The sequence below is a fragment of the Streptomyces sp. FIT100 genome (assembly GCF_024584805.1).
Lineage (GTDB): Bacteria > Actinomycetota > Actinomycetes > Streptomycetales > Streptomycetaceae > Streptomyces.
Genome location: NZ_CP075715.1, coordinates 4,496,174 through 4,513,525, shown reverse-complemented (window position 1 = coordinate 4,513,525; position 17,352 = coordinate 4,496,174). Strand labels below are relative to the sequence as shown.

15 protein-coding genes (1 of these 15 running past the window's edge) are annotated in these 17,352 nt (G+C 72.7%); 4 read left to right on the top strand and 11 right to left on the bottom strand.

What is annotated here, in order from left to right:
• The 6 genes from proC to KK483_RS20355 form a co-directional block, all read right to left on the bottom strand.
• Positions 1 to 475: the 5' portion of a pyrroline-5-carboxylate reductase gene (gene proC / locus KK483_RS20380; RefSeq protein WP_262006641.1), read on the bottom strand. The gene continues 335 nt to the left of window position 1, outside the view; the window shows 475 of its 810 coding nt (coding positions 1–475); the start codon lies at positions 473 to 475; its stop codon lies off the left edge, out of view.
• A 129-nt stretch (positions 476 to 604) separates the two neighbouring features.
• Positions 605 to 1,438 carry an ABC transporter permease gene (locus KK483_RS20375; protein WP_262006640.1) on the bottom strand — a complete coding sequence of 278 codons (834 nt, stop codon included), beginning with the start codon at positions 1,436 to 1,438 and terminating at the stop codon, positions 605 to 607.
• A complete protein-coding gene (locus KK483_RS20370; protein ID WP_399014387.1) occupies positions 1,435 to 2,226 on the bottom strand; it encodes an ABC transporter ATP-binding protein in 792 nt (263 codons plus the stop codon). Before KK483_RS20370 ends, KK483_RS20375 begins: the two co-directional genes overlap by 4 nt.
• A 32-nt stretch (positions 2,227 to 2,258) precedes the next feature.
• A complete protein-coding gene (locus tag KK483_RS20365; protein WP_262006639.1) occupies positions 2,259 to 3,359 on the bottom strand; it encodes an NAD(P)/FAD-dependent oxidoreductase in 1,101 nt (366 codons plus the stop codon).
• Between the two features lie 89 nt (positions 3,360 to 3,448).
• Complete coding sequence (locus tag KK483_RS20360) at positions 3,449 to 4,009, bottom strand: hypothetical protein (RefSeq protein ID WP_399014385.1); 561 nt, start codon at positions 4,007 to 4,009, stop codon at positions 3,449 to 3,451.
• A gap of 33 nt (positions 4,010 to 4,042) precedes the next feature.
• On the bottom strand, positions 4,043 to 4,414 hold the full coding sequence (locus KK483_RS20355; RefSeq protein ID WP_262006638.1) for a peptidase: 372 nt from the start codon (positions 4,412 to 4,414) through the stop codon (positions 4,043 to 4,045).
• Between the two features lie 126 nt (positions 4,415 to 4,540).
• On the opposite strand from KK483_RS20355, the gene KK483_RS20350 reads away from it, so the two are divergent.
• Complete coding sequence (locus KK483_RS20350; RefSeq protein ID WP_262006637.1) at positions 4,541 to 6,670, top strand: protein kinase domain-containing protein; 2,130 nt, start codon at positions 4,541 to 4,543, stop codon at positions 6,668 to 6,670.
• 36 nt (positions 6,671 to 6,706) lie between these two features.
• Here the strand turns inward: KK483_RS20350 and ilvD are convergent, their stop codons facing one another.
• The 4 genes from ilvD to KK483_RS20330 all read right to left on the bottom strand — a co-directional run bounded on the left by ilvD (position 6,707) and on the right by KK483_RS20330 (position 11,385).
• Positions 6,707 to 8,557 (bottom strand): dihydroxy-acid dehydratase, encoded by a 1,851-nt coding sequence (gene ilvD / locus KK483_RS20345; RefSeq protein WP_262006636.1) that lies wholly within the window; start codon positions 8,555 to 8,557, stop codon positions 6,707 to 6,709.
• A 211-nt stretch (positions 8,558 to 8,768) separates the two neighbouring features.
• Entirely contained in the window at positions 8,769 to 9,386 is a 618-nt protein-coding gene (locus tag KK483_RS20340; RefSeq protein ID WP_262006635.1) for a TetR family transcriptional regulator, read from the bottom strand.
• A complete protein-coding gene (locus KK483_RS20335) occupies positions 9,383 to 10,207 on the bottom strand; it encodes a sugar phosphate isomerase/epimerase (protein ID WP_262006634.1) in 825 nt (274 codons plus the stop codon). Before KK483_RS20335 ends, KK483_RS20340 begins: the two co-directional genes overlap by 4 nt.
• A gap of 245 nt (positions 10,208 to 10,452) precedes the next feature.
• Positions 10,453 to 11,385 (bottom strand): Ppx/GppA phosphatase family protein, encoded by a 933-nt coding sequence (locus tag KK483_RS20330; RefSeq protein ID WP_262006633.1) that lies wholly within the window; start codon positions 11,383 to 11,385, stop codon positions 10,453 to 10,455.
• Between the two features lie 112 nt (positions 11,386 to 11,497).
• Here KK483_RS20330 and KK483_RS20325 point away from each other — a divergent pair, with 112 nt between their 5' ends.
• Positions 11,498 to 12,313, top strand: a complete 816-nt coding sequence (locus tag KK483_RS20325) for a hypothetical protein (protein WP_399016125.1) — start codon at positions 11,498 to 11,500, stop codon at positions 12,311 to 12,313.
• A gap of 117 nt (positions 12,314 to 12,430) precedes the next feature.
• On the opposite strand, the gene KK483_RS20320 is transcribed toward KK483_RS20325, so the two are convergent.
• The gene (locus KK483_RS20320; RefSeq protein WP_399016122.1) at positions 12,431 to 14,248 is read right to left on the bottom strand and encodes a BACON domain-containing protein; all 1,818 of its coding nucleotides are present in this window, start codon (positions 14,246 to 14,248) and stop codon (positions 12,431 to 12,433) included.
• Between the two features lie 197 nt (positions 14,249 to 14,445).
• Between KK483_RS20320 and radA the strand changes: the two genes are divergently transcribed.
• Together radA and disA are read left to right on the top strand one after the other, a co-directional pair.
• A complete protein-coding gene (gene radA / locus KK483_RS20315; RefSeq protein WP_262006630.1) occupies positions 14,446 to 15,855 on the top strand; it encodes a DNA repair protein RadA in 1,410 nt (469 codons plus the stop codon).
• A gap of 147 nt (positions 15,856 to 16,002) precedes the next feature.
• Positions 16,003 to 17,136 carry a DNA integrity scanning diadenylate cyclase DisA gene (gene disA, locus KK483_RS20310; protein ID WP_262006629.1) on the top strand — a complete coding sequence of 378 codons (1,134 nt, stop codon included), beginning with the start codon at positions 16,003 to 16,005 and terminating at the stop codon, positions 17,134 to 17,136.
• Positions 17,137 to 17,352: the final 216 nt, after the last annotated feature.

The following is a 17,352-nucleotide window of genomic DNA, read 5'->3' as shown; positions in this document are numbered from 1 at the left end:
GGACCCGGAGTGTCTTGCCGACGCCGCCGAAGATCTCCTCGGTGTGGGCGAGGTGCTCGGCGGTGGCGTGGCTGCCGGCGGAGATGACGGACATGCCTTCGTCCACGAGGACGGGCGTGTTCGGCATGACACGGACGACGGGGGTGTTGGGTGCGAGACGGTTCTCGATGGTGGAGGTGGTGATACCGGCCGCGGCGCTGATGACCAGCCGGTCGGCGGTGATGTGGGGGGCGAGTTCGTCGAGGAGCCTGCCCATGTCCTGGGGCTTCACGGTCAGGATCAGGATGTCGGCGCGCTTGGCGGCCTCGGCGTTGGTGACCGCTTCGACGCCGTAGCGGGTGCGGAGCTCATCGGCGCGCTCGGCGCGCCGGGCGGTGACCAGCAGGGCGGCGGCGGGCCAGCCGGCCCGGATCATGCCGCTGAGCAGGGCCTCGCCGATCTTGCCGGTGCCGAGGACTGCGACTGTCTGGGTCATGCGGGTCACCTCGCCGGGGGTGGTGCGTGTGCACATACAGGGTCGTCCATGTCCGTGGACGGCTTGTCCACGGACATGGACATCCTTGCACCGGGTGGCGCCGTGGTGTCGGTGGTGTCCGAGGGGCGGTCACGCGGTGCGGCGGCGGAGGGTGGCCGCGCCGAGGGTGAGGACGAGGAGGGCGCAGGCGGCGACGACGAGGACGTCGCGGATGAAGTCGGCGGTGACGTCGGTGTGGCGGAGCACTTCGTTCATGCCGTCGACGGCGTACGACATGGGCAGGACGTTCGAGACGCCTTCGAGGACGGGCTGCATCTTGTCGCGGGCGATGAACAGGCCGCAGAGGAGGATCTGGGGGAAGAGCACGGCCGGCATGAACTGGACCGCCTGGTACTCGGAGGCGGCGAAGGCGGAGACGAACAGGCCGAGGGCGGTGCCGAGCAGGGCGTCCAGGAGGGCGACCAGGAGCAGCAGCCAGGGCGAGCCGACGACGTCGAGTCCGAGGAACCAGACCGCGAGGCCGGTGGCGAGGCTCGACTGGACGATGGCGAGGAGGCCGAAGGCGAGGGCGTAGCCGGCGATCAGGTCGCCCTTGCCGAGGGGCATGGCGAGCAGGCGTTCCAGGGTGCCGGAGGTGCGTTCGCGGAGGGTGGCGATCGAGGTCACGAGGAACATCGTGATGAGGGGGAAGATGCCGAGGAGTGAGGCGCCGATGGAGTCGAAGACCTGCGGGCTGCCGTCGAAGACGTAGCGCAGGAGCAGGAGCATCACGCACGGCACCAGGATCATCAGGGCGATGGAGCGCGGGTCGTGGCGCAGTTGGCGCAGGACGCGGGCGGCGGTGGCGAGGGTGCGGGCCGCGGAGACGGCGCGTGCGGCACCGGTCGCGGAGCGGGTCGGTGCCCCGGCCGCGGCCGGGGTGGGGGCCGTGGTGGTGCCGGTGCTCGTGGCGTGGGTGTTCATCGGGCGCTCTCCTGAAGGGCGTTGGCCGTGTCGACGAGGTGGAGGAAGGCGTCTTCGACGGTCGCGGTGTCGTTGCGGCGGCGCAGGGCGTCGGGGGTGTCGTCGGCGAGGAGTTCGCCCTCGCGCAGGAGCAGCAGCCGGTGGCAGCGCTCGGCCTCGTCCATGACGTGGGAGGAGACGAGGATCGTGGTGCCGCGGTCGGCGGCGATGCGGTGGAAGAGGTCCCACAGGTCGCGGCGGAGGACCGGGTCGAGGCCGACGGTGGGCTCGTCGAGGACGAGCAGTTCGGGGGTGCCGAGGAGGGCGACGGCGAGGGAGACGCGGTTGCGCTGTCCGCCGGAGAGGTTTCCGGCGAGCGCGTCGGCGTGGTCGGCGAGGTCGACGTCGGCGATGGCCTGGGTGACGTGCTGTCGGCGGCGCGCGGCGGCGGAGCGGCCGGGGTCGAGGATGGCCGCGAAGTAGTCCAGGTTCTGGCGGACGGTCAGGTCGTCGTAGATGGAGGGGGCCTGGGTGACATAGCCGATACGGGAGCGGAGGGAGGCGTCGCCCGCGGGCCGGCCGAGGACTTCGAGGGTGCCGCTGACCTTGGCCTGGGTGCCGACGATGGCCCGCATCAGGGTCGACTTGCCGCAGCCGGAGGGGCCGAGGAGGCCGGTGATCTGGCCGGGTGGGACGGCGAAGTCGAGGTTGCGGAGGACGGTGCGGGGGCCGCGGACGACGGTGAGGGCGTGGGCGCGGATGGCGACGCGTTCGGCGCCTGTCTCGCCTCCCGGAGCATTATTCATCATGTGATGAATAATGCTCCGGGGGCAGGTGCGCGTCAAGCCGGTGGGGAGTGCCGTCGCGAACGACGGCCCACCACGCTCAGGAAGCGGACCGTGGAGCGGACCACCTGTTCCTTCGTCAGGGCGGCCGGGCGGCCCGTGAGGACGCGGGGGTGGGGGGTGTCGTCCGCGTGGACGGGCTGGATCAGGCCGTCGTGGCGGCCGAGGCTCACGCACTGGGCGAAGAAGCGGAAGTCCAGCGGCCGGGGTTCGCGGCCGCGGGACTCGGCGATGGCCGAGGCGGCGGCGTGGGCACCGGTGGGGATGGCTGTGGCGCAGGCCATGCGCAGGGTGCCGGCCTTGCGGGAGCCGGCGGCGGCCGCGTCTCCGGCGACGTAGATCTCGGGGTGCGAAGCCGAGCGGAGCGCGTCGTCGACGGCGATGCGGCCGGAGGGGTCCAGGGCGAGGCCCGCGTCCGCGGCGAGCTCGCTGTTCGGGGTCATCGACGCAGCCCAGACGACCGCGTCCGCGTCCAGCTCGTCGGCGTGGGTGACCCGCCGGCCCTCCTCGATGCGCACGCCCCGGGCCCCGAGCACCGTACGGACGTGGTCGCGGCCGCGTGCCGAGAGGCCCTCGCCGATGTCGCCGGCCGAGTGGAGGCGGACGGTCCACTCGGGGTGGGACTCGGCCAGTTCGGTGGCGAGTTCGATGCCGGTGAGCCCGCCGCCGACGACGGCGAGGGAGCCCGGACCGTCCTGGAGGCGCTTGTTCAGGGCGGCGGCGGACTCGGGGGTGTGGGCGCGCTCGCCCGCGTGCACCGCGGCCGTACGGCTGCCGAGGGCGTAGACAAGCCGGTCGTACGGGAGGCGGCGGCCGTCGTCCGTCGTCACCTCGCGGGCGACCGGGTCGATGGCGGTGGCACGGGCGGTGATGTGGCTGACGCCGGTCGAGCGGAGGAACCGGCTGAGCGGATGGGTCACATCGGGGCGGCCCGCGGCGAGTTCGTGCAGCCGTACGCGCTCGGTGAAGCGGTCGCTCGGGTCGATGAGGGTGACGCGGGCGTGCGGGGCCAGCCGGAGGGCGGCCATGAGACCTGCGTAGCCCGCGCCGAGTACCAGGACCTGGAGGGGGTGCTCGGTGTGGTTCGTCGTCGTCATGCAAAGGGGACAACGCAGGCCCGGGGAAATGTGACACCGCCACCGGTCACACCTCCGTCACGCCTCCGTGTCACCGTCCCCCAGGCGGCTCAGCGCGGCCGGCGCTTCGGCTTCTTGCGGGCCGACGGGTTGCCGCTGCGAGTGGTGCGGCGCTTCTCGTACTGGACGACGGCCGCCTCGTACTCCGTGCGCAGCAGCTTCTCGCCCGGGGCCTCGCTCAGGGAGCGGAGGAAGTAGGCGAGCAGGGAGCCGATGAAGCCGATCGTCTTCAGACTGCGCAGGGAGTCCTCGCGCGCCGGATCGGCCGGCCGGCGGGTGAAGCCCTCCCAGGTCTTGCGGAAGGCGATGGCGCTGCACACCGCGAACATCACGATCACCAGGGTGGTGACGAAGCCGCCGACCCGGGCGATCTCCAGCCCCTGGTAGGCGAAGCGCAGCACGAGGCATCCGGCGACCGCCGCCGCGAGTGAGCCGGCGGCGACGCCGACGCGGCGCAGCGCGTAGCCGTTGTCGTGGTCGACCCAGGTGGTGCCGAAGAAGCGGATCGACTCGGGCTGCGGGCCGGGACGGGTGCCGTCGTTGCCGTTCGGCGCCGCGTCCGCGGCCCGCGCGTGCCTCTCGTCGTTCGCCTGGTTCTCGTTCTCGCTCACGAGGCGATTATCCCCGTGGTGGAGGGACCCCGGTCAGGCACAGCGGACTGCGACGTAGCCGTCGCTGCCCGTGTTCACGTAGGCGTCGGAGATGAACTGGCCGTTGGCGATGTTGTCCCAGATGTTCGACGTGCCGTAGGGGCCGGTGATGGTCTCGCCCGGCTTCTGGCAGTTGATCGGCACCTGTGCGTCGTACTGCAGGACCCTGACGATCTGGTACTGCGTTCCCGGGCCGCTGCGGACGTTCACGCGGTATCCGGGGGCGACCGGGTACCTCCGCACGGTGAACGTCCCGACCGCCGCTTCGGTCCCGTCAATGCCGTCGATGCCGTCGATACCGTCGGCGCTTTCGACGGCGCCGGCGCCTTCGACGGCTGCTACTGCTTCGGTGTCTTCCGCGGCCATGACGGCCTCCCCCGTTTGTCCGAAAAGCATGGTGCATCGCAGGCTAGCAAGCCGCCGTGGCCCCGAAGGAAGCATCGACTAGGCTCCGAGCGTCGCGCTTGCGGACGGAAAACACGGGGGTGGGCGATGTCACCGCTGCGCAGCACCGGGCCGGTACCGGAAGCGGAACATCCGGAACACGCAGGGCAGTACCGTCTGGAGGAATGCCTGGGCTCGGGCGGCATGGGCGTCGTGCATCTGGCCACATCCGCGTCCGGACTGCGCCTCGCGATCAAGGTCGTGCATGCGGAACACGCCATGGACCCGGAGTTCAGGGCGCGTTTCCGGCAGGAGGTGACCGCCGCGCGCCGGGTGAGCGGCGCCTTCACCGCACCCGTCGTGGACGCCGACCCGGACGCCGTGCGCCCCTGGATGGCGACGCTGTTCATCGACGGTCCGACACTCGCCGAACGCGTCAAACGGAACGGCCCCTTGGGCGTGGACGAACTGCGCAGGGCCGGGGCCGGGCTCGCCGAGGCGCTGCGCGACATCCATCGCGCGGGAGTCGTCCACCGCGATCTCAAGCCGAGCAACGTGCTGCTCGCGTCCGACGGCCCCAAGGTCATCGACTTCGGTATCTCCCGGCCGTCGGACAGCGATCTGCGCACGGAGACGGGCAAGTTGATCGGCACTCCGCCGTTCATGGCACCGGAGCAGTTCCAGCGGCCGCGGGACGTCGGCCCGGCCGCGGACGTGTTCGCGATGGGCGCGGTCCTGGTGCACGCGGCGACCGGACGCGGACCGTTCGATTCCGACAGCCCGTACGTCGTCGCCTATCAAGTCGTCCACAACGAGCCCGATCTGGCGGGCGTACCGGACGAACTCGTACCGCTGCTGAGCCGGTGCCTGGCCAAGGCACCGGAGGAACGGCCCACGCCGGGCGAGGTCATGGCGGAACTGCGCGCACCGGCCGCGGATGTGGCCACGGCGTTCATACCGCTGCAACGGGTTCCCGAGGACACCGCGGACGCGCGGCCGAGGACCCCGGAGGCAGTGGACCCGAAGGAGGGCCCGCGCCGCCCGAAAAGGCTCGTGCGGTACGCCGTCGTCGCCGCCGCTCTCGCCGGACTGCTCGCGGGCGGGTACGCCGGCCTGCGCACCGGCACGGACGGAGGCGGTCCCGCGGTCGCGGCACCGGGCACCGAGCGGGCCTTCACCCCGTGGCAGGCCACCCTCGCCAGGGGCGCGGGCACGCCCCGCACCCCTGTCTGTTCCGCCGTCGGGGACGCGCTGTACTGCTCCGCGCCGGGCGTCCTGGCCACCCGCCTGGCCGCCTCCGACGGCGCACCGGCCTGGACGCGCGGGGCGTCCCCGGCCTCGTACGAGGGCTACGCGAACGCGCCGGTGCTCTCCGGCGGTCTGCTGCACGTCACCACTCCGGACGGAAAGCGGCTCGAAGCCCTCGACCCCGGGTCGGGCGCCACCCGGTGGAGCGTGGGGATCGGTTCGTACGCGTCGCTCAGCCACGCCGCCGGATCCGTGCTGCTCACGCGCGCGGACGGGACCGTACGGGCGCTCGACGGCGCGACCGGCGAGGAGCGCTGGCACGGACGGCGCGGGGCGCCCGGCACGCGGTGGGTCCCCGGGCCGGACGGCTCGGACACCGTCTTCGCGGTCACGCCGGAGGCCGGCGGCGCGGGCACGCTCGTACGGGCGGTCGCCGCCGACAGCGGCGATGTGCGCTGGGAGAAGCGGCTGACCGGCGTGCTGACGCCGGTGTCACCGGCGGCCTCGGGCGACGCGCTCTTCCTGCTGGCCGCCGATTCCGCAGACTTCACGAACGCTGTCGTACGTCTCGACACCGCGACCCGCGCCGTGCGGCGCGTCCCGCTCCCCGTCGACGTCGACCAGGCACAGGCCGCGGCGGACGGCGACACCGTCTACCTGGTGGGCTCGGGCGGCTCGCTGCTGGCCGTGGACACGACGGCGGTCGGCGGCGACGCGCAGCGGTGGCGGCTAGAGACGTATCTGGCGCGGTCGTCGAGGCCCGTCGTGGACGGCGGGCGGGTCTATCTGAGCGGTGCGGACGGGCGGCTGCTGGCGGTCGACGCCGGGCGCGGCGTGCAACTGGGCCAGACGGAGCCGCGGATGGGCGGGGGCAGTTCCGCCTATGCGGCGACCCTGCCCGCGCCGGCCACTGCCGAGGGCAGGGTCTTCGGGGCCGCGCCGGACGGGTCCGTCTTCGCCGTGGAGGGCGGGGATCCGTCCGGCTGGTGACCATGCGGCCGTCGGGCTCAGCCCAGCTGCGAGACGTCAGCCCAGCTTCGAGACGTCCCGGACCGCGCCCTTGTCCGCGCTCGTCGCCATCGCCGCGTACGCCTTCAGCGCCGCCGAGACCTTCCGCTCGCGGGACTTCGGGGCGTAGACACCGCCGAGCGCCTCACGCCGGGCGGCCAGGGTGGCGTCGTCGACGACGAGGTCGATCGAGCGGTTCGGGATGTCGATCCGGATGAGGTCGCCGTCCTCGACGAGCGCGATCGTGCCGCCCGAGGCGGCCTCGGGGGACGCGTGGCCGATCGAGAGGCCCGACGTACCGCCGGAGAAGCGGCCGTCGGTGACGAGGGCGCACGCCTTGCCGAGGCCGCGGCCCTTCAGGAAGGACGTCGGGTAGAGCATCTCCTGCATGCCGGGGCCGCCGCGCGGGCCCTCGTAGCGGATGACGACGACGTCGCCCTCCTTCACGACCTTGGAGAGGATCTTCTCGACAGCCTCGTCCTGCGATTCGCAGACCACGGCCGGGCCTTCGAAGGTCCAGATCGACTCGTCGACGCCGGCGGTCTTCACGACGCAGCCGTCGACGGCCAGATTGCCCTTCAGGACGGCGAGCCCGCCGTCCTTCGAGTACGCGTGCTCGACCGAGCGGATGCAGCCGCCCTCGGCGTCGACGTCCAGGGAGTCCCAGCGCTCGGACTGCGAGAAGGCGGTGGCGGAGCGGACGCAGCCGGGGGCCGCGTGCCACAGCTCGACGGCCTCGGCGGAGGGGGAACCGCCGCGGACGTCCCAGGTCTTGAGCCATTCGGCCAGCGAGGCCGAGTGGACGGTGTGGACGTCCTCGTTCAGCAGCCCGCCGCGATAGAGCTCGCCGAGGATGGCGGGGATGCCGCCGGCGCGGTGGACGTCCTCCATGTAGTACGTGCCGCCGGGGGCGACGTTCGGCGCGACCTTGGCCAGGCAGGGCACGCGGCGCGAGACCGCGTCGATGTCCTTGAGGTCGTAGGCGAGCTCGGCCTCCTGGGCGGCGGCGAGCAGATGGAGGATGGTGTTGGTCGAGCCGCCCATGGCGATGTCCAGCGCCATGGCGTTCTCGAACGCCTCGCGGGTGGCGATGTTGCGCGGCAGGACGGACTCGTCGCCCTGCTCGTAGTAGCGCTTGGTGATCTCGACGACCGTGCGGCCGGCGTTCTCGTACAGGGCCTGGCGGGCGGTGTGGGTGGCGAGCGTCGAGCCGTTGCCCGGGAGGGACAGGCCGATCGCCTCCGTGAGGCAGTTCATCGAGTTGGCGGTGAACATGCCGGAACAGGAGCCGCAGGTCGGGCAGGCGTTCTCCTCGATGCGGAGCACGTCCTCGTCCGACACGTTCTCGTTGACCGCGTCCACGATCGCGTTGATCAGGTCCAGCTTTCGGACCGTGCCGTCGACGAGGGTCGCCTGGCCGGCCTCCATCGGGCCGCCGGAGACGAAGATCGCCGGGATGTTGAGGCGCATGGCGGCCATCAGCATGCCCGGAGTGATCTTGTCGCAGTTGGAGATGCAGATGAGCGCGTCCGCGCAGTGCGCCTCGACCATGTACTCGACGGAGTCGGCGATCAGGTCACGGGAGGGCAGCGAGTACAGCATGCCGCCGTGGCCCATCGCGATGCCGTCGTCGACCGCGATGGTGTTGAACTCGCGCGGGACGGCGCCCGCGGCGCGGATGGCGTCGGAGACGATCCGGCCGACCGGGGCGAGGTGGGTGTGGCCCGGCACGAACTCTGTGAAGGAGTTGGCGACGGCGATGATCGGCTTGCCGATGTCCTCGCCGGCTACGCCCGACGCCCGCATAAGGGCGCGGGCGCCCGCCATGTTCCGGCCGTGGGTGACTGTGCGGGACCTCAGCTCGGGCATCGTCGCTCGCTCCTTCAGGCAGTTCTGGCTGCTGTCGAGCCTACGCCGCCGCTCCAAGATCTGGACGCCTTGTCCGGAATACGGGACGGAGGTCCGTCTTTCGGTCAGCGCCTCGCCGCTGGTCCCCGCAGTCGGCCGGTACGGTCCCGCCACGGTCGGCCGCTACTGTCCCGCCACGGTCCGCCCGTACGGTCCCGCCGCGGTCCGCGGCTCAGGCTTCCGTCAGATAGCGCTGGAGCGTGGGCGCGACCATCTCGATGATCTGCTCCGGGTCGGCGGAGGCCAGCGGCTCCACCTGGATCACGTAGCGCATGACCACGATGCCGATCATGTGCGAGGCGGCCAGCTCGGCGCGGAACTTCGGATCCGGTACGGCCAGCTCCGCGGCCACCCTCTCCAGCAGCCGCCGCAGCACGAAGCCGCGCAGCACCTTCGCCGCCGCGTCGTGCGTCATCGCGGAACGGATGATCGCGAGCAGTGGGGCGCGCGTCGCCGGGTTCTCCCAGACCCCGATGAAGAACCGCGCGAGCCGCTCCCCGATGCCTTCCGTGCCCTCCCCCAGGACCAGCGGGATGACCAGCGCGGGCTCGAAGCTGACCTCGATGGCGGCCGCGAAGACCTCGTCCTTCGTGCCGAAGTAGTGGTGGACGAGGGCCGCGTCGACGCCCGCCGCCTTGGCGATGCCGCGGACGGACGTCTTGTCGTAGCCGCGCTCGGCGAACTCCGTACGGGCCGCCTGGAGGATGCGCTCCCGGGCACCCGGGCCGCTGTCGGCCTCCGTACGGGCGGGCCGGCCGCGCCTGCGGGGTGCCGCGCCGGAGGAGGTCATGGTCCCGCCACCCGGGTCGCCGAGGCCAGGTGCAGCCGGGTGAAGGCGAGCGCCTCGGCGAGGTCGGCCTCGCGCTCCGCCGCGGACATGGCCCGCCGGGTGTTGACCTCGATGACGACATGGCCGTCGAAGCCGGTGCGGGCGAGGCGTTCGAGGAGCTCGGCGCACGGCTGGTCGCCGCGGCCGGGCACCAGGTGCTCGTCCTTGGCCGATCCCTTGCCGTCCGCTAGGTGGACGTGCCCGAGCCGGTCGCCCATGCGGTCGACCATGGCCAGGGTGTCCGTACGGGACGTCGCGGTGTGCGAGAGGTCGATCGTGAAGTGCCGGTAGTCCTCTTTGGTGACGTCCCAGTCGGGGGCGTACGCGAGCATCTCGCGGTCGCGGTAGCGCCACGGGTACATGTTCTCCACGGCGAAGCGCACATCGGTCTCGTTCGCCATCCGCCAGATGCCGGAGACGAAGTCGCGGGCGTACTGCCGCTGCCAGCGGAAGGGCGGATGGACCACGACGGTGGACGCGCCGAGCTTCTCGGCGGCCGACTGGGCGCGCTGGAGCTTCACCCAGGGATCGGTGGACCAGACCCGCTGGGTGATCAGCAGACACGGCGCGTGGACCGCCAGGATCGGCACCTGGTGGTAGTCGGAGAGCCGGCGCAGCGCCTCGATGTCCTGGCTGACCGGATCGGTCCAGACCATGATCTCGACGCCGTCGTAGCCGAGGCGCGCGGCGATCTCGAAGGCCGTAGCCGTCGACTCCGGATACACGGAGGCCGTCGACAGGGCGACCTTCGCATCCGGGATGCGCACCACTGGTTCTGCCACGAGGGACAGCGTACGGGCCTCTGGAGGGCGCTTCAGGGGCCCGGGACGCGGTTCGGGGCACGTCGGGGACCCCGGCTCGGGACGCGGCTCGGAGCCCGGCTCGGGACGTGATTCGGAACGCGCTTCGGAGCCCGGCTCGGAGCCCGGCTCGCGGTCCGGCTCGGGACGCGGTTCAGGGTGCGTGCCGGGCTCCGGCTGCGGGCGCGGCCGGCGGACCGGTCTGCGGGGCGACGGAGGGCGAGGCATCAGTCGGTGGGCAGGTGGTCCAGGCGCCGAAGGATCACTCCCTCGCGCAGCGCCCACGGGCAGATCTCCAGCTCGTCGACGCCGAAGAGGTCCATCGTGGCCTCCCCGACCAGCGCGCCCGCCAGCAGCTGCGCCGAGCGTCCCTCGGAGACGCCGGGCAGCGCCGAGCGCTGCCCCGCGGTCATCGCGGCGAGCTTCGGGACCCACTCCTCCAGTGACGTACGACTCAGATCGCGCTGCACGTACAGGCCCTCGGCGGAGCGTGCGGCACCCGCGATACGGGCGAGCTGCTTGAAGGTCTTGGAGGTGGCGACGACGTGGTCGGGGCGGCCGAAGCGGCTGAACTCGCCGACCGTGCGGGCGATGCTCGTGCGCACATGGCGGCGCAGCGCCCGTACGTCCTCCGGCCTGGGCGGGTCGCCGGGCAGCATCGCCGCCGTGAGCCGGCCCGCGCCGAGCGGCAGGCTGACCGCCGCGTCGGGCTCCTCGTCGATGCCGTACGCGATCTCCAGCGAGCCGCCGCCGATGTCGAGCACGAGGAGCCGTCCCGCTGACCAGCCGAACCAGCGGCGGGCCGCGAGGAAGGTGAGCCGGGCCTCCTCCGCGCCGGTGAGCACCGTGAGGTCGACACCGGTCACGGCCTTGACGCGGTCCAGCACGGCATCGGCGTTGGTGGCCTCGCGGACGGCGGACGTGGCGAACGGGAGGACGTCCTCGCAGCCCTTGTCCTCGGCGGCCTGGAGCGCGTCCTCGATGGTGGCGATGAGACGGTCGACACCGTCGGGGCCGATCGCTCCGTGCTCGTCGAGCAGCTCGGCGAGGCGCAGCTCGGCCTTGTGGGAATGGGCGGGAAGCGGGCGCGCACCGGGGTGCGCGTCCACCACCAGCAGGTGCACCGTGTTCGAACCGACGTCGAGGACTCCGAGTCTCATGTACGGAACGCTACTGCGGCCGCGCGCATACGCTTGACTCGTGCCAAAGACGAAAAAGGCGAAGCAGGGCAAAGCCAAGCAGCCGAAGCCCGCGAACAACTCCCCCCGTGTCATCTCGGTCACACCGGACGCGCCGGTCGTGCTCGGCGGGCCCGGCGAGGCGGCGGCCTCCGACGAGAAAGGGCTGGACTTCCCCCGTGCCTGGGTGGAATTCCCCGACCCTGCCGACGACGAACAGGTCTTCCGCTGCGACCTGACCTGGCTGACCTCGCGCTGGAACTGCATCTTCGGCAGCGGCTGCCAGGGCATCCAGGCGGGTCGCGCGGACGACGGCTGCTGCACGCTCGGGGCGCACTTCTCCGACGACGACGACGAGAAACGGGTCGCGGGGCATGTGGCACGGCTCACGCCGGAGCTGTGGCAGTTCCACGGCGTGGGCACGCGGACCGGCTGGATCGAGGCCGACGAGGACGGCGACCGCCAGACGCGCCGCTGGGAGGGCTCCTGCATCTTCCAGAACCGTCCGGGGTTCGCCGGCGGCGCGGGCTGCGCGCTGCACATCCTGGCGCTGAAGGAGGGCCGCGAGCCGCTGGAGACCAAGCCGGACGTCTGCTGGCAGCTGCCGGTGCGCCGTACGTACGACTGGATCGACCGTCCGGACGACACACGGATGCTCCAGATCTCGATCGGCGAGTACGACAGGAGGGGCTGGGGTCCGGGCGGGCATGATCTCCACTGGTGGTGCACGTCGGCGACGTCGGCGCACGGCGCGGGTGATCCGGTGTACGTGACGTACCGCCCCGAGCTGACCGAGCTGATGGGCAAGGCGGCGTACGACGTCCTGGTGGAGCTGTGCGAGGCCCGCCTGGCGTCGCAGCTTCCCCTGGTGGCCCCGCACCCGGCGGATCCGGCGCGGGGGATGGCGTAAGGGACACGGCTGTAGGGCTGTAGGGGGAGACGGCCGTAGGGCCCAGGACCCCGCCGTGGGGCGGGGTCCTGGGGTTCCGGGGCTCAGGGGCTCAGGGGCTCAGGGAGAAACGCTTCGTCAGCCCGACGTGCTGGGCTGGTCGGACGCCGGCGGCTCCGAGGACGGCGGAGGCTCGGAGGATGACGGCGGCTCCGACGCCGGCGGCTCGGACGAGGGCGGCGGCTCGGACGAGGGCGGCGGCTCGGAGGACGGCGGAGGCTCCGACGACGGCGGGGGCTCGGTCGTCGGCGGCTCGGACGAGGGCGGCGGCTCCGAGGTGGGCGGCTCCGACGTCGGTGGGGACGTGGGCGTCGACGGCTCGCCCCGGCCGTCGATCGAGATGACCGTCCCGGAGGGCTCCACGCCCACACGCGCGCTCCAGGGGCCGGCCGGTTCGGCGGCGTGGTCGACGGAGACGTACACCGTGACGGACTCGCCCGGGTGCAGCGTGCCGGAGGTGACGCTCGCGTACAGCCAGGGGGCGTCGGTCCACAGCGACCAGGAGACGGGCGCACCGCCCGACGCGGTCAGGACGATCATCGTGGTGTCGCCGGACGAGGGCTGCGCCGCGACCGTGAGCCTGCCGGGGCCGTGGCCCGGGGTGGAGGGGCCCGTCGGCGGCAGCCCCGGGCTGATGACTTCGACGGAGATGTCGGGCGAGCGGCTGCCGAGGGTGAAGCGGGGGCCGGGGCCGCTCATGTTGCCGGGGCTGGAAGCGTCTCCGGCGTTCCCCGCGTTCTCGTAGCGGTCGTACGGGACTCCGTCGAGACCGGCCGGCTCGTCGCCCTCGGTCGCGGTGACCGAGGAGCCGTCGCGGCCCTCACCGGTGAGCGGGGCGCTCCGGTACGCCGCCCAGAGGGCGAGCACCGGGGCCGCGACGACCGTGGCGACGACGGTCGTGGTGACCGCGCGTGCGCGCAACCGGTCGCGCCGGGCCGCGTGGTCCTTCGGGTCCATGGGGTACCCGTCCCGCCCGAACCGCGGCCCTCCGGCGCGCGCCCGCGGGACGTGCAGCATCGCCAGGTAGGTCTCGGCCCTCGGCGCAGGCACCAGCGGCAGCGCCTCGGGGGTGACGGTCGAGCCCGGCCACGGCCCCGCGGCGCCGGCGCGCTCGGCGGCGCGCCGGCAGCGCGGACAGTCGTCGACGTGGCGGACGAGCTCGCTGCGGAGCGCCGCGGAGAGCAGCACCTGGTGGTCGCCGGTCAGCCGTGCGACGGCCGGGCAGTTGCCGCTCTCGACGACCGCGAGAGCGGCCCGTGTGCGCTCCACCTCGCAGGCGGCGGAGGCGAGCAGTTCGCGCGTGCGCGTGGGGTCCGTCCCGAGGACGGCCGAGACCTCGCTCGGACCGAGGCGGTGCCGTACGGCCAGTTCGAGCGCCTCGCGCTGCTCGGGGGTGGTGCCGGCGGCCTCGGGCCAGGCCAGCCGGGCCAGCTCGGCGCGGTGCCGCTCGGCGGCCTCGGGGTCGACGGCCGGGGTCTCCTCGGTGGCGGCGGGCGCGCGGCGTCCGCTGTGCGCCCCGTGGGCGCCACCTGTCGCCTGCCGCTTGTGGAGCTTCTGCTCGCCGAGTGCGCGCAGACAGGCCCACCGGGCGAGCGCGTACAGCCATGCCTTCCGCTCGGCTTCCCCGGCGGGGCAACGCCCGTGCTGTCGTTCGGAGATGGCCAGGACGTCGCCGAGCACGGCCGTCGCCGCCTCGTGGTCGCAGAGCACGGAGAGGCAGTACGTGAACAGCCCGTCCAGATACGCCTCGTACCGTCCGGGCGGGGTCTGCCCGAGAGCGGGCCGCCGGCCCTGCGCACGTCGATGGGGCCTGCGCGCGCCGACGGCGTGCTCGGGGGGCGCTCCCCCGGCGTGCCCGGGCGCGTGCCCGGCGGAGTGCGCGGGGGGTTCCGGCATGCTGCTCTTCACCCGGCGACCGTAGGCAGCGCAAGGCACACCCTTCGCGCCGGTTGGGCGCATTTAATCCATACGGGTGAACGCATCCCTCGATGGGGTACAGGAGCATGTGCCTCTGTACGGGTGACTGTGATCATCGGCGGCGTTCATCGACGGGGCCGCACGCGCTGTCAGTGGGTGCCGCTACGGTTTGCCGCATGGCTGCCCGTACGAAATCCGCCAAGGACCGGCCGTCCTACCGCTGCACCGAATGCGGCTGGACGACCGCCAAGTGGCTCGGCCGCTGCCCCGAGTGCCAGGCATGGGGCACGGTCGAGGAGTACGGGGCGCCCGCCGTGCGGACGACCGCGGCGGGCCGGGTGACGAACGCCGCGCTGCCCATCGGCCAGGTCGACGGCCGGCAGGCCACGGCCCGTACGACCGGGGTCGACGAGCTGGACCGGGTGCTCGGCGGCGGGCTGGTGCCGGGCGCGGTCGTGCTGCTCGCGGGCGAGCCGGGCGTCGGCAAGTCCACGCTGCTGCTCGACGTCGCGGCGAAGGCGGCGAGCGACGACCACCGCACGCTGTACGTGACGGGCGAGGAGTCCGCGAGCCAGGTCCGGCTGCGCGCGGACCGGATCAACGCGCTCAACGACCATCTGTACCTCGCGGCCGAGACCGATCTCTCGGCCGTCCTCGGCCATCTCGACGCCGTCAAGCCGTCGCTGCTGGTCATGGACTCCGTCCAGACCGTGGCGTCCCCCGAGATCGACGGGGCGCCGGGCGGGATGGCACAGGTGAGGGAGGTCGCGGGGGCGCTGATCCGGGCCTCCAAGGAGCGTGGGATGTCGACGCTGCTGGTGGGCCATGTCACCAAGGACGGCGCGATCGCGGGACCGCGGCTGCTGGAGCATCTCGTCGACGTCGTGCTCCACTTCGAGGGCGACCGGCATGCGCGGCTGCGGCTCGTCCGGGGCGTCAAGAACCGGTACGGGGCGACGGACGAGGTCGGCTGCTTCGAGCTGCACGACGAGGGGATCACCGGACTCGCCGACCCCAGCGGGCTGTTCCTGACCCGGCGCGACGAGCCCGTGCCCGGCACCTGCCTCACGGTCACGCTGGAGGGCCGCCGCCCCCTCGTCGCCGAGGTGCAGGCGCTCACCGTCGACTCCCAGATCCCCTCGCCCCGGCGCACGACCTCCGGCCTCGAGACCTCCCGGGTGTCGATGATGCTGGCGGTGCTGGAGCAGCGGGGCCGCATCAGCGCGCTCGGCAAGCGGGACATCTACAGCGCGACGGTCGGCGGCGTGAAGCTCTCCGAGCCCGCGGCGGACCTCGCGATCGCGCTCGCTCTGGCCTCGGCGGCCAGCGACACCCCGCTGCCGAAGAACCTGGTGGCGATCGGCGAGGTCGGCCTCGCGGGCGAGGTCAGACGGGTCACGGGCGTCCAGCGCCGGCTCGCGGAAGCGCACCGGCTGGGCTTCACCCAGGCGCTGGTGCCGTCCGACCCGGGCAAGGTGCCGCCTGGTATGAAGGTCACGGAAGTCGCCGACATGGGGGACGCGCTGAGGGTGCTCCCGCGGGGTCGCAGGGCGGAAGCCCCACGGGGGGAGGAGGCGCGCCGCTAGCCTTCCCGGGCGAGGGGACCAGGTGCGCCGGTGGCCGCCCGGGCCGGGCGGGGGCGGTGCCCATCGGCCCGCGACGCCGCCCGGGCCTGGCCGGGGTCGCTAGACTTTGCCCTGGTCTCGCCCATCCGTACGAGCCGGAGGAGAGCAGTGGCAGCCAACGACCGGGGCGCAGCACCCGGAAAGTCCGGCGGAGGCTCCGGGGGGTCCGGCACGGAAGCGCTGATGCGCGCCTCGCTGAGTGCGGTCGCCCCGGGCACCGCCCTGCGCGACGGCCTGGAGCGCATTCTGCGGGGAAACACCGGCGGTCTCATCGTCCTCGGCATGGACAAGACGGTCGAATCGATGTGCACGGGCGGCTTCGTCCTGGACGTGGAGTTCACGGCGACCCGCCTGCGCGAGCTGTGCAAGCTCGACGGGGCGCTCATCCTCGACAAGGACATCACCAAGATCCACCGGGCCGGTGTGCAGCTGGTCCCGGACGCCTCCATCCCGACCGAGGAGACCGGCACCCGCCACCGCACCGCGGACCGGGTCTCCAAGCAGTGCGGCTTCCCCGTCGTGTCGGTCTCCCAGTCGATGAGGCTGATCGCGCTGTACGTGGACGGGGAGCGGCGCGTCCTGGAGGAGTCCGCGGCGATCCTGTCCCGCGCGAACCAGGCGCTGGCGACACTGGAGCGCTACAAGCTGCGCCTGGACGAGGTCGCCGGCACTCTCTCCGCGCTGGAGATCGAGGACCTGGTGACGGTCCGCGACGTCACGGCGGTCGCGCAGCGTCTGGAGATGGTGCGCCGGATCGCGACGGAGATCGCGGAGTACGTGGTCGAGCTCGGCACCGACGGGCGGCTGCTCGCCCTCCAGCTCGACGAGTTGATCGCGGGGGTGGAGCCGGAGCGTGAGCTGGTCGTCCGGGACTATGTGCCGGAGCCGACGGCGAAGCGGTCGCGCACCGTCGACGAGGCGCTCTCGGAGCTCAACGACCTGACGCACGCGGAGCTGCTCGAACTGCCGATCGTGGCCCGCGCCTTGGGCTACAGCGGCTCGCCCGAGACGCTGGACTCAGCGGTCTCGCCGCGCGGTTACCGGCTGCTCGCGAAGGTGCCGCGGCTGCCGGGCACGATCATCGAGCGGCTCGTGGAGCACTTCGGCGGCCTCCAGAAGCTTCTCGCGGCGAGTGTCGACGACCTCCAGGCGGTCGACGGCGTCGGCGAGGCGCGGGCGCGCAGTGTGCGCGAGGGGCTGTCGCGGCTCGCGGAGTCGTCGATCCTGGAGCGTTACGTCTAGTGCTGTGGCCGGAAAGGTTTGCCGGGATGCTCGCGGCGTCCCGTGCGGTGCATCGCAAGGCGGAGGACCGCCCTCGTACTGGGCGTACTCGGGCGATCCGACAACGCCGCGAGGTGCCGTGCCGGGCGTCGCGAGCCGGTGAACCTTTTCGGCCACAGCACTAGGCCGTGTCTGACAAATCCCGCCTGGTGCGCGGCGTCCGGCACGCACTCCCCC